This window comes from Micromonospora sp. NPDC048894 (assembly GCF_040649765.1).
Lineage (GTDB): Bacteria > Actinomycetota > Actinomycetes > Mycobacteriales > Micromonosporaceae > Micromonospora > Micromonospora antibiotica.
Window position 1 is genome coordinate 95,563 of sequence record NZ_JBEZFY010000009.1, and the last position, 11,807, is coordinate 107,369.

General features: G+C 74.7%; 12 protein-coding genes. 5 read left to right on the forward strand and 7 right to left on the reverse strand.

Annotated features, from left to right (window positions below; all coding sequences use genetic code 11):
• Positions 1 to 89: 89 nt before the first annotated feature.
• From AB0C22_RS20610 to AB0C22_RS20625, 4 genes are all read right to left on the reverse strand, one after another.
• Complete coding sequence (locus AB0C22_RS20610) at positions 90 to 653, reverse strand: hypothetical protein (RefSeq protein ID WP_357536447.1); 564 nt, start codon at positions 651 to 653, stop codon at positions 90 to 92.
• 206 nt (positions 654 to 859) lie between these two features.
• Positions 860 to 1,921, reverse strand: a complete 1,062-nt coding sequence (locus AB0C22_RS20615; RefSeq protein WP_357536449.1) for a 3-oxoacyl-[acyl-carrier-protein] synthase III C-terminal domain-containing protein — start codon at positions 1,919 to 1,921, stop codon at positions 860 to 862.
• Between the two features lie 58 nt (positions 1,922 to 1,979).
• The gene (locus tag AB0C22_RS20620; protein ID WP_357536451.1) at positions 1,980 to 3,146 is read right to left on the reverse strand and encodes an acyl-CoA dehydrogenase family protein; all 1,167 of its coding nucleotides are present in this window, start codon (positions 3,144 to 3,146) and stop codon (positions 1,980 to 1,982) included.
• A gap of 44 nt (positions 3,147 to 3,190) precedes the next feature.
• Positions 3,191 to 3,949: a methyltransferase domain-containing protein gene (locus tag AB0C22_RS20625; RefSeq protein ID WP_208567775.1), complete on the reverse strand. Its 759-nt coding sequence runs from the start codon at positions 3,947 to 3,949 to the stop codon at positions 3,191 to 3,193.
• 46 nt (positions 3,950 to 3,995) lie between these two features.
• Between AB0C22_RS20625 and AB0C22_RS20630 the strand changes: the two genes are divergently transcribed.
• From AB0C22_RS20630 to disA, 4 genes are all read left to right on the forward strand, one after another.
• On the forward strand, positions 3,996 to 4,835 hold the full coding sequence (locus tag AB0C22_RS20630) for a UbiA family prenyltransferase (RefSeq protein ID WP_357536453.1): 840 nt from the start codon (positions 3,996 to 3,998) through the stop codon (positions 4,833 to 4,835).
• Between the two features lie 142 nt (positions 4,836 to 4,977).
• Positions 4,978 to 5,781, forward strand: coding sequence for a hypothetical protein (locus AB0C22_RS20635; RefSeq protein ID WP_219465053.1), 804 nt, complete (start codon positions 4,978 to 4,980; stop codon positions 5,779 to 5,781).
• A gap of 86 nt (positions 5,782 to 5,867) precedes the next feature.
• Positions 5,868 to 7,319 (forward strand): DNA repair protein RadA, encoded by a 1,452-nt coding sequence (radA, locus tag AB0C22_RS20640; RefSeq protein WP_357536455.1) that lies wholly within the window; start codon positions 5,868 to 5,870, stop codon positions 7,317 to 7,319.
• A gap of 142 nt (positions 7,320 to 7,461) precedes the next feature.
• On the forward strand, positions 7,462 to 8,643 hold the full coding sequence (gene disA, locus AB0C22_RS20645) for a DNA integrity scanning diadenylate cyclase DisA (RefSeq protein ID WP_208567771.1): 1,182 nt from the start codon (positions 7,462 to 7,464) through the stop codon (positions 8,641 to 8,643).
• Positions 8,644 to 8,699: 56 nt separating this feature from the next.
• On the opposite strand, the gene AB0C22_RS20650 is transcribed toward disA, so the two are convergent.
• From AB0C22_RS20650 to AB0C22_RS20660, 3 genes are all read right to left on the reverse strand, one after another.
• Entirely contained in the window at positions 8,700 to 9,428 is a 729-nt protein-coding gene (locus tag AB0C22_RS20650) for a hypothetical protein (protein ID WP_357536456.1), read from the reverse strand.
• Between the two features lie 120 nt (positions 9,429 to 9,548).
• On the reverse strand, positions 9,549 to 10,112 hold the full coding sequence (locus AB0C22_RS20655) for a peptide deformylase (RefSeq protein WP_219465056.1): 564 nt from the start codon (positions 10,110 to 10,112) through the stop codon (positions 9,549 to 9,551).
• A gap of 175 nt (positions 10,113 to 10,287) precedes the next feature.
• Positions 10,288 to 10,800: an ACT domain-containing protein gene (locus AB0C22_RS20660; RefSeq protein WP_208567768.1), complete on the reverse strand. Its 513-nt coding sequence runs from the start codon at positions 10,798 to 10,800 to the stop codon at positions 10,288 to 10,290.
• A 96-nt stretch (positions 10,801 to 10,896) separates the two neighbouring features.
• On the opposite strand from AB0C22_RS20660, the gene AB0C22_RS20665 reads away from it, so the two are divergent.
• A complete protein-coding gene (locus tag AB0C22_RS20665) occupies positions 10,897 to 11,802 on the forward strand; it encodes an A/G-specific adenine glycosylase (RefSeq protein WP_219465058.1) in 906 nt (301 codons plus the stop codon).
• Positions 11,803 to 11,807: the final 5 nt, after the last annotated feature.

Consider the following 11,807-nt stretch of genomic DNA (forward strand, 5'->3'; position numbering starts at 1 on the left):
CAGGACGCAGGCCGCCCAGGACCAGAGCCGCCCGGACCCGGGGCCGCCCGGACCCGGGGCCGCTGCCGGCGGCACGTCGACCGGCCCGCTCAGGGCAGCGCGACGACCTGCGCCTCCAACTCGACCGAGCCGGGGCCCACCGCCGAGAACTCCAATCGGGTGCCACCCAGCGGGCCGGTCAGCTCCCAGGCGACCAGCTCGCCGTCGCAGTCCGCCTGCCGGCGCTGCGGCGGATCGTCGTGCAGCACCGAGACCAGCAGCGTCCCGTCGCCCGAGCAGCGGTACTGGAACAGGTGCCGTGCGCCGTCGGGGGCCGACTCCCGCAGGACCGGCGCCCGGCCGGACACCAGGGTCATCCGTTCCCGCCACATGGTGTCGGTGAACGTCGGCAGCCCCACGTCCGGGTCACCGGAGGAGCCGGGCAGTTCGGTCGAGCCCAGCACCCGCCCGGTGCGGCTGTCGAGCACCACCACCCGCCGGGTGGCCTCCGCGAGGGCCGACGGTGCCGGGGACACCGTCCCCGCCGACCCGACCGGGTCGACCGCAGGGGCGGCGGCCGACCACCACCAGCCGCCCCCGACCAGGGCGATCAGGGCCGCGCCGGCCAGCACCGCACCGCGCAGCCGATCACTGCCGCCCCTCTCGACCCCCACCCGGCGAGGGTAACCAGGAGCCGACGACGACGCTCGGCGCAGCGCCGACCGCACCCTCCCCGACCAGGTCATCTGCCCACACGCCGGTGCCCCGGGCCAGCCGTCCGCCGGCCCGGGGTGCCGGACCCGCTGGGCTCGCCGGGCGGCACCGACCACCCCGGGGCCGGGGTTCCGGACCGGGGCCCGGCACAGGGCCGGCGGTCAGGTCAGGGTCGGCGTTCGAGTAGGGCGGCGTAGAGGGTCAGTCCCGGGCCGAAGGCGAGCAGCACGACCCACCGGGGCGGCACCACCGCCCGCAACAGCCGGTCCAGGATCAGCAGCACCGTCGGCGACGAGCAGTTGCCGTGCTCGTCGAGGACCGCCCGGGAGGCCGCCAGCGCGTCGGCGGGCAGGGCCAGTTCCCGCTCCACCACGTTGAGGATGCGCGGCCCTCCCGGGTGCACCGCCCAGCCGTCCACCTCGGCGATCGTCGTGCCGTGCCGGGTCAGCAGACCGTCCACCAGCCCCCGGACGTGCGCCGAGAGCACCTGCGGCACCTTCGGCGACAGGCCCATCCGGAAACCCGTGTCGGTGACGTCCCAGGTCATGTGGTCGGCCGTTGAGGTGTCGGTGACCGACGCGACCTCGCGCAGCGCGTACCCCCGGTCGGTGGTTTCGGTCCCCGGGACCAGCACGGTGGCCACCGCGGCGTCGGAGAACAGGGCGTGCGAGACGATCTGCTGGGTGTCCATCCGGGCCGACGCCGGCTGGATGTGCAGACTGGTCAGCTCGGCACAGAGCAGCAGCGCCGGCCGGCCCCGCGCGGTGACGAAGTCGCCCGCCGCACCCAACCCGGGCAGGGCCGCGTAACAGCCCATGTGCCCGACGAACATCCGCTGGGTCTCCGCAGCCATGCCGAGGTCACGGGCGAGGAGGATGTCCAGCCCGGGGGTGGCGTAACCGGTGCAGGAGCAGACCACGAACAGTCCGAGGTCGCCCGCCGCGAGGCCGGCGGCGGTCAGCGCCCGGCCGATCGCCTCCTTGCCCAACGGCAGCGCCTCCACCTGGTAGCGCCGCATCCGCCGGTCGGTCGGCCAGTCGGAGACGTCCTCCAGCAACGGGTTGACCGCCGCCTGCCGGTGCGACACCCCCGAGTTGGCGAAGATCCGCTCGGCCAGGGCCCGGGTGGGACCCGAGAAGTGCTCCGCGAAGTAGCCAGCCCAGAGTTCGTCCTGCCGGGCGCCGGGCGGATGTGCCGCCCCCAGCCCCGCGATCAACGGCACGGCCATCTGTCCCCACCTCTCGTCCACACTGCCCGTCCGGCGGCCACGCCGACCTCCGTCACCCTCACCAACGAGGGGCCGTTCCGTCGCGGTCCGGGTCACCCCCGAGCACCGCCACCCCGAGCCAGTCGGCGCACACGTCCGAGGTGGCCGGATGCAGCGAGCCGCAGCGGGCGTCCCGGTAGAGCCGTTCCAGCGGGTGCCCCCGCCGGGTGGCCGAGGTGCCGGCCGCCTCCAGCATGGACGCCGCCACCTCCGCCGCCGTGGTGCCGGCGAGCAGCTTGGCCCGCCACACCCACCGGTTCGTCTCGGCGTCGCCGGGGGCGTCGTCGACCCGGCGGGCCGCCTCGGCCACCACCAGCTGCGCCGCCGCCACCGCCGCGTCGGCCCGGCCGAGCCGGGCCCGCACCGCAGGCAGGCCACCGAGGTCCCGCGCGGTGAGGTGCTCGGCGGCGGCGTCCACCGCCGCCCGGGCCACCCCCACGTAGACGGCGGCGTAGCTGGCCACCAGCCAGTGCGGCATGAGCTGGGCGACGACCAGGGCCAGCCCCTCCACCCCACCGAGCAACCGGTCCGCCGGCACCGTCACGTCCAGGTGCAGGTCGTGCGACGAGGTGGCCCGCATCCCCAGCGCGTCCCAGGTCGGCTCTACGGTCACCCCGTCCCCGGCGGGCACCAGGAACTGGGAGACCACCGACGGGTCGGCGGCGCTGCGGGCGGCCACCAGGTAACCGTCGGCGTGCCCCGCCCCGGAGCAGAACGTCTTGCTCCCCTTGATCCGCCAGCCGCCGTCGACCGGTTCGTAGACCGTGCTGAGCCGGGACAACCGGGCCCCCGCGCCGCGCTCGCTCATCGCCACCGCGTACCAGGCGCCCTCGGCCGCCGCGCGCAGCAGCCGGTCCCGGGCGACCAACGCCTCGTCCGGGACACCCAGCGCCTCGGCCAGCTCCTCGGTGACCGCGCCGAGCGCGCCGGTGACCGAGGCGTGCATGTTGAACACCAGCGCGGTCGCGCCGTTGCCCCGGGCCAGCTCGGTGGCGACCGCCGCGTACCCGGCGAAGGAGGCGTCCGCGCCACCCAGCCCGGCCGGGACCATCAGCCCGAACAGCCCGGACTCCCGCAGGTCGGCGAAGTCGTCGGCCGGGAACGTGCCCTCCCGGTCGTGCCCGGCCGCCCGCGCGGCGAACCTCGGCGCCAACCGGCGGGCCGCCGCCAGAGCGTCCACAGTCATACGGTCCCCTTCCTGGGTGTTCCTGGTACCCCGAACCGGGGCGGCTAGCCGTGCCGGACCCCCCGGCCCTGGTAGAGCACCGCCGTCGACCAGGTCGGACGGATCGCGGGCCCGTCGTGGGAGACGTCGCGGGCGGCACCCCCACGGGTACGCCGCACCAGCCAGCCCAGCGTCGCCCGCAGCCCCGGCCGGACCCCCCGTACCCGCAGGGCGACGCCGTGTCTGGCGCACTCGACGACCAGCGCCCGGTCGTCCACGAACAACCGTGGGTCGTGGATGCCCCGGGGCACGGTGGGCAGGCGTTCACCCAGCTCCACCGCGACCAGCCGGGCCAGCAGCGTGTCGTTGAGGGTGTCCAGCACGAGCAGTCCACCGGGGCGCAGCAGGCGGCACGCCTCGGCGACCGCCGCCCGCCAGTCGGGCACGTGCTCCAGCACCTCACCGGCCGCGACCACGTCGGCGCACCCGTCGGTGAGCGGCACCGCCGTGACGTCACCGGCGAGCGCGGTGACGCCGTGCGCCGCCGCCTGCTCCAGGGCCGACCGGGTGAGGTCCACCCCGACGTGCCGGTAGCCCTTGCCGACCAGGTGCGGGGCCATCAGCCCGGCACCGCAGCCCAGGTCGACCAGGACCGCGTCGGGCCGGGACGCCGGTGGCACCAGGGCGGCGCGGGCCCGGGCCAGCCAGTGCAGCATCGCGAAGGCGCCGTCGGGCCGCCACCACTCGCCGGCCAGGTCGTCGTACTGGCGGGGGTCGTTGGGGGGCAGCACCCGGGCACCGTTGGACACCGGACCGTCACGCATGGCATCGAGCGTGGCACGACCGGCCGGTAACGACCAGACTTCCCTTATGTCGCGGACGGTGTTAGGGCTGGTCAGGGCGAGTCATCCGGAACCCGGCCTGGCGGTGACCACGGTGGCCGGACTGCTCGCCGTCGGGGTCGGCCACCGTCCGGCCGGGACGGTGGCCGTGGTGCTCACCGTGCTGGCCAGCCAGCTCGCCGTCGGCTGGACCAACGACGCGGTGGACGCCGGGCGGGACGCCGCGGTGGGGCGTACCGACAAACCGGTCGCCGCCGGGACGGTGGGTCGCCGGACGGTGGTGGTGGCCGCCGTGCTGGCCGCGCTCGCCACCCCGCTGCTGGCGCTGACCACCAACCCGGTCGCCGCGTTCTGGTTCACCCTCGGCCTGGTGTCGGCGCTGCTCTACGACTGGCCGCTGAAGTCCACCCCGGTCTCGGTGCTGCCGTACGCGGTCTCCTTCGGCTCGCTGCCCGCCTTCGTGGTCCTCGCCCTGCCGGGTGCCCCCGCGCCACCGGCCTGGCTGGTCGTCGCGGGGGCCTGCCTGGGTGCCGGCGCGCACTTCGCCAACGTGCTGCCCGACCTGGCCGACGACGCCCGTACCGGGGTGCGCGGGTTACCGCACCTGCTCGGCGCCACCGGGAGCCGGCTGGCCGCCGCCGGGCTGCTGTTCGCCGCCACCGTCGCCCTGGTCCTCGGGCCACCCGGGCCACCGTCGTGGGTCGGCTGGTCGGCCGTCGCGGCGGCCGTCGCGGTGCCGGCCGTCGGCTGGTACGCGGGCCGCGCCGCCACCCGCCGCGACGGCCGCTCGGTGGCCGCCTTCCGGGCGGTGCTGGTGGTGGCCCTGATCGATGTGGTGCTGCTGGTGGCGAGCGGTCGGGTGATCTGAGCGGCACCCGCCCGGGTGGCGGCACCGGGTCCGTGTGCGGTCCTCGATCAGCCCCAACTACCCTGGAGCGCGGTCTGCGCGGGTATGACCACCCCGCGCCCGGGGCATGCACCGGGTGGGGATCGTGACGAGGAGGACCGACGTGACGCGCTCGATCAGGGGTTCCCGGCGGGCCACCCTGCTGCTGGTCGGCCTGGCGGGGGCGACCGCCCTGCTGGCCACGGGCTGCGGGGCGGGCCAGGTGTCCGAGACCGCCAACAAGCAGCCGTCGGTCCAGGGTGTGAACGTCCAGACGTCGGACAACGCCTACAAGGTGCGCGGCCTCTACGTCGCGTACCCGGGTGACAGCGGCCTCGCCGCCGGTGCGAACGCCGCGCTCAACGCGGTGATCTACAACGACACCCGGGACCCGGTCACCGTCACCGTCACCACCGACAGCGCCCGGCAGATCGTGCTCACCGGGGCCACCGGCTCGGCCAGCCCCTCCGGTTCCGCCTCCCCGGCCGAGAGCGCCTCGCCGTCGGGCAGCGCCTCCCCGGCGGAGACCACCTCCCCGGACGGCAACGCCTCCCCGTCCGAGGGTGCCTCCCCGTCCGAGGGTGCCTCCCCGTCCGAGGGTGCCTCCCCGTCCGAGGGTGCCTCCCCGTCCGAGGGTGCCTCCCCGTCCGCGCCCGCCGGTCAGCCGGCCCGGATCGAGATCCCGGCGCTGAGCTACGTGCAGCTCAACGTGCAGAACGGCCAGCACCTCCAGCTCATCGGGATCAACGAGGCGCTGCGCACCGGCCAGCAGGTCAACCTGACCTTCGACTTCGGCGGCGGTCGTACCGTCAGCACCCCGGTCCCGGTCGGGGTGCCGCTGAGCCCGGCGCCCCCGGCCTCCCCGATCGTGCACCGCGAGGGTGGCGAGGAGAGCGGCCAGGAGGGCAGCTCCGGCCACGGCGGCTGACCCCGCGAGCGAGACACCGGCACCGCCGGCGTGGCGACGACCACGCCGGCGGTGTTTTCGTCACCGGTGAGGGTTAGCGTCCTGGGGTGACCACCCCCCGATCGACTCCCGCCCGTGGCGCGTCCGGCGCGTCCCGGAGCCGGGCCACCCGTGAGCCCCGCCCCGCCTACGCGTGCGACGCCTGCGGCCACCAGCCACCCAAGTGGGTGGGTCGCTGCCCGGAGTGTGGCGAGTGGGGTTCGGTGGTCGAGTGCACGGTCACCGGCCCGGTCGTCTCCGGTCGGGTGGTCAGCTCCCGGATGCCGGCCGAGCCGGCCCGACCGATCGCCACGATCAGTGCCGCCCCGGCACGGGCCCGACCCACCGGGGTCAGCGAACTCGACCGGGTCCTCGGCGGCGGCCTGGTCCCCGGCGCGGTGGTCCTGCTCGCCGGGGAGCCCGGGGTGGGCAAGTCCACCCTGCTGCTCGACGTGGCGCAGCAGTGGGCGGCCACCGCCGGCAGCCCGTCGCTGGTGGTCAGCGGCGAGGAGTCGGTCAGTCAGGTCCGGCTGCGCGCCGAGCGGATGGGGGCCCTGCACGAGCAGCTCTGGCTGGCCGCCGAGAGCGACCTGAGCGCCGTGCTGGGCCACCTCGACGCGGTCAAGCCGGGCCTGCTGGTCCTCGACTCGGTGCAGACCATCTCCACCACCGGCAGCGAAGGGGTGCAGGGCGGGGTGACCCAGGTGCGGGCCGTCACCGCCGCCCTCGTCGCGGTCGCCAAGGAACGCGGCATCGCCACCGTGCTGGTCGGCCACGTCACCAAGGACGGCCAGGTCGCCGGGCCCCGGGTGCTGGAGCACCTGGTCGACGTGGTGCTGCACTTCGAGGGCGACAAGCATTCCTCGCTGCGGATGGTCCGGGGCGTCAAGAACCGGTTCGGCGCGGCCGACGAGGTCGGCTGCTTCGAGATGCACGAGGGGGGCATCAGCAGCCTGGCCGACCCGTCCGGGCTTTTCCTCACCCGCTATTCCGAGCCCGTCCCGGGCACCTGCGTCACGGTGGCGATGGAGGGGCGGCGGGCGCTGCTGACCGAGGTGCAGGCACTGATCGGCGCTACGGTGGCCGGCTCGCCCCGGCGTACGGTCTCGGGGCTCGACGGGGCCCGGTTGGCGATGGTGCTGGCGGTGCTGCAACGCCGCACCGAGCGGCTGACCCTGCACGACCGGGAGGTCTTCGCGGCCATCGTCGGCGGGATCCGGGTGGTCGAGCCGGCCGCCGATCTCGCGGTCGCGCTGGCGGTCGCCTCCGGCGGGCTCAACCTGTCCATCGCGCCCCACCTGGTGGCGATCGGCGAGGTCGGGCTGACCGGTGAGGTGCGCCGGGTCGGCGCGGTCCCCCGGCGACTCGCCGAGGCGGCCCGGCTGGGCTTCCGGACGGCCCTCGTCCCCACCGGATGCGGCCCCGAGAGCACCGGCGCCGGCCCGGACACCATGCGGGTGATCGAGGTCACGGATGTCCGGTCGGCGCTCCGGGCGGTCGCCCGCGCATCCGCTGAGTGACGGACGGTGGCGAAGCGCCGGGGACCGGTCAGGCCATACCGGACAACGCCCGCCAGGTCAGGCGGGTGGGAAAATCCGACGCCGTGGCACATCACAGTAACCACGAGAGCACCCACCGCAGGGCAGTCCGTAGACTGTGCGCGTGCCGACCGACCGCGACGCCGCCAAGCCTGCCGGCGCGACGCCCCACACCCGCGCCGCCGCCGTGGGCTCACCCACCCGTCCGATCAGCGTGAGCGTGGCCGGGGCCACCGGCAGTGCCGGTGATCCGCTGCGGGCCAACCTCGCCCTGATGGCGCCCGGTACCGCCCTGCGCGACGGGCTCGAACGCATCCTGCGCGGTCGTACGGGCGCACTGATCGTCCTCGGCTACGACAAGGTCGTCGACGGGATCTGCACCGGTGGCTTCCCGATGGACGTCGAGTTCTCCGCGACCCGGGTCCGCGAGCTGTGCAAGATGGACGGCGCGGTGGTGCTGTCCAGCGACGGCACCCGGATCGTGCAGGCCGGGGTGCACCTGATGCCCGACCCGTCCATCCCCACCGAGGAGTCCGGCACCCGGCACCGCACCGCGGAGCGGGTGGCCCGGCAGACCGGCTACCCGGTCATCTCGGTCAGCCAGTCGATGCGGATCATCAGCCTCTACGTCAACGGGCAACGGCACGTCCTGGACGACTCGGCGGCGATCCTCTCCCGGGCCAACCAGGCCCTGGCCACCCTGGAGCGCTACAAGCTCCGCCTCGACGAGGTCTCCGGCACCCTGTCCGCGCTGGAGATCGAGGACCTGGTCACCGTCCGGGACGCCGTCGCCGTCGTGCAGCGGCTGGAGATGGTCCGCCGGATCGCCGACGAGATCGCCGGTTACGTGGTCGAGCTGGGCACCGACGGCCGCCTGCTCGCCCTGCAACTCGACGAACTGATGGCCGGTGTCGACGCCGACCGTACCCTGGTCATTCGCGACTACCTGCCCACCGGCCGCAAGTCGCGCACCCTCGACGAGGCTCTCGTCGAGTTGGACCTGCTCGGCGCGACCGAGCTGATCGACCTGGTCGCGGTCGCCAAGGCGATCGGTTACCCGGCCGCCTCCGACGCGCTCGACGCGGCGGTCAGCCCCCGCGGGTTCCGGTTGCTGGCCAAGGTGCCCCGGCTGCCGGTGGCCATCGTCGACCGGCTGGTGCTGCACTTCGGCAGCCTCCAACGGCTGCTCGGGGCCACCGTGGAGGATCTCCAGGCCGTCGAGGGGGTCGGCGACGCGCGGGCCCGGGGCGTACGGGAGGGGCTGTCCCGGTTGGCCGAGGCGTCCATCCTGGAACGCTACGTCTGACCGGGGTGGGCCACCCGGGCTGACCGGCTCGTCGGTGCCGGTCGGCACCTCCGGGATCAGCCGGTGACGACCAGCTTGACCGGCTCGCTCAACTTGGTGCCCACCCGGGCGAAGACCTGGTAGGTGCCGGCCGGCGGGTTGGGGCCCGAGGCCACCCCCTGGCTACAGCGGCTGGCGTCCATGCCGTTCCAGGTGAGCTGGTAGGTCCGTTCGAAGCCGGGGGTGAAGGACTGCACGTCGGAGCCCTTGCCGGTGCCGCAGGTGTCCGAGGACCAGACCTTCTCCGCGCCGGACTTGATGAACAACTCCTGCACGTCCGCACCGACGTCCCGGCTACAGGTCCGCTGGGACGTATTTTTGATCTTGAGGGTCAGGTCGACCGGGGCACCCTGGCGCACCTCGGCCGGGAGCGCCACCGGGGTCACCTGGACCTCGCTGTTGGTGCAGGTCCCGTCGTCCGCCCGGGCCGGATTCGTCGGCGCAGGCGCAGCGGCCGACGGCGCGCTGTTCGTGCCCGGCTCGGCGCTCGACGCGGCCGACGAGTCCGGCGCACCGGCCGCACCCGACGGCGACGCGGACCCGGGGGCCGGCGACGCGACCGTCGGGGAGGCCCCGCCCGCCGCCGGGGCCGACGTCGGGCCCCCGGCACCCCGTGTGGTGCCGGTGTCCCCCGATCGGGTACACGAATAGAGCAGGACAACCAGGAAGAGAAGCCCCGCTCCGAGTACGACGGCGCGACGCCGCCAGTACACGGCGGAGGGCAGGGGACCGACCGTCAGACGCATGATGCCCCCACCGTAGCGGCGTGACGCACGAGGACCGACCACGACTCGCCGGGCATCGGCCGGCGGCGGGGAAACCGCACTCCACTCACGACAGTCACCCGGAATCCGCCCCGACCCGCGTCACAGGTAGACCTTGCGCTGATACACCGCGTGCGCGCTGGCCACCCGGTCCAGGAAGAGCAGCCCGGCGCAGTGGTCGATCTCGTGTTGCAGGGCACGGGCCTCGAAGCCGTCGGTGACCAGCCGGACCAACGCGCCGCTGCCGGGCAACGCCCCCTCGACCACCAACCGGCTGGCCCGCTTCACGTCACCGGTCAGATCCGGCACCGACATGCAGCCCTCCCGGCCCGGCTTCCAACGGCTCGCCTCCACCACCCGGGCGTTGCAGAGCACGAACGTGCCATGCACCGTCACCGCCTTGGGGTGACCGGTCACATCCACCGCGAACACCTGCGCACCCACCCCGACCTGCGGTGCCGCCAACCCCACACAGCCAGGCGACACCCGCATCGTGGCCACCAGGTCGGCCGCCAGCCGGACGGTCTCCTCGGTGGTCGGGTCGACCTGCGGTCCCGGCCGGCTCAGCACCGGCTCGGGGGCACACACCACCCGACGCACCTCCCCCGGCACCCCCAACGCCGCCGGAGTCCAGCCACCGAGCCCGGTGTACGGTTCCTCGCTCACGGGTTCACCTCGGTTCGCGACTGCGGGGCTCGCAAACCCGGCTCACTCCTCGCGCTCACAACACCCACCCGCGCTCGCGACTGCGGGGCTCGCACAACCCGCTCACTCCTCGCGCTCACAACACCCACCCGCGCTCGCGACTGCGGGGCTCGCAACCCCGGCTCACTCCTCGCGCTCACAGGAGGTCCGGGTCGGCGGGGCGCAGGGAGAACCCGACACCCAGGTCGGCGGCGACCCCGGCGAGTCGGACGGCCAGGTCGTCGGCGCTGCCCGGCGGCAGGTCCACCTCGGCCACCACCACGTAGAGCGGACCGGCCAACCGGGTGGAAAGATCCGTCACGTTGCCGCCGCTCTCGGCGACCACCCGGGTCATCGCCGCCACGATGCCCATCCGGTCCGCGCCGTGCACCGCCAGCACGTACGGCTCACCCGCCGGAGCCGTCGTACCGTCCGGGGTGACCGCGCGTACGGTGGCCAGGAGTTGGCCGTCGGCGGCCAGCGGCGTCAGGGCGGCCTCGACCTCGGCGGCGGCCGGGCCGACACAGATCAACGTCATCGCGAAGTGACCGCGCAACCGGGTCATGGTCGAGTCGGTGAGGTTCGCGCCGAGCCGGGCGAGCACCTCGGCCACGTCGGCCACGATGCCGGGCCGGTCCCGACCGATGACGGTGATCGCGAGCTCGCTCATCCGGGCATTCTGCCCGATCCGCCCGGCGGTCCGGTGACGCCCCGCCCGGCCCGCCCAATCAGCGGGAAGGCATCGCGTGACATCATCGTCGGCGCGATGACTGAACCGACCTTCACCACCCTGGTCAGCCGGTGGTACGAGCAGAACGCCCGCGACCTGCCCTGGCGGACGCCCGGCATCGGGGCCTGGCCGATCCTGGTCAGCGAGGTCATGCTCCAACAGACGCCGGTGGTGCGCGTCCTGCCCGCCTGGCACGCCTGGCTCACCCGCTGGCCCGATCCCGCCGCCCTCGCCGCCGACACCCCGGCCGAGGCGATCCGGATGTGGGGTCGGCTCGGCTACCCCCGCCGGGCGGTACGGCTGCGCGAGTGCGCGGTGGCGATCGTGGAGCGGCACGGCGGGCGGGTGCCCGACCAACTGGACCAGTTGCTGGCGTTGCCCGGCATCGGGACGTACACCGCGCGGGCGGTCGCCGCGTTCGCCTACGGTCAGCGGCACCCGGTGGTCGACACGAACGTCCGGCGGGTCGTCTCCCGGGCCGTCGCCGGTGCACCGGATGCCGGCCCGGCCACCACCCCGGCCGACCTGGTCGCCTGCGCGGAGCTGCTGCCGGTCGAACCGGCCGCCGCGGCCCTGGCCAGCGCAGCCTTCATGGAACTCGGTGCGATCGTCTGCACCGCCCGTTCACCGCGTTGTCCGGCCTGCCCGGTCGAGGCGGTCTGCGCCTGGCGGGCCTCCGGCCAGGCGGCGCCCACCGGGCCGACCCGCAAGACCCAGCGGTACGCGGGCACCGACCGTCAGGTGCGCGGGCTGCTGCTCGGGGTGCTCCGGGACGCCACCGGCCCGGTGCCGCACCAGCGGCTCGACCAGGTGTGGCACGACGACGTGCAACGGGCCCGGGCACTCGCCGCGCTGGTCAAGGACGGCATGGTGGAGCCGGTCGGCGAGGAGCATTTCCGGCTCATCGGGGATGGTCCCGCCACCCAACCGATTCCCGGCTGACCCGC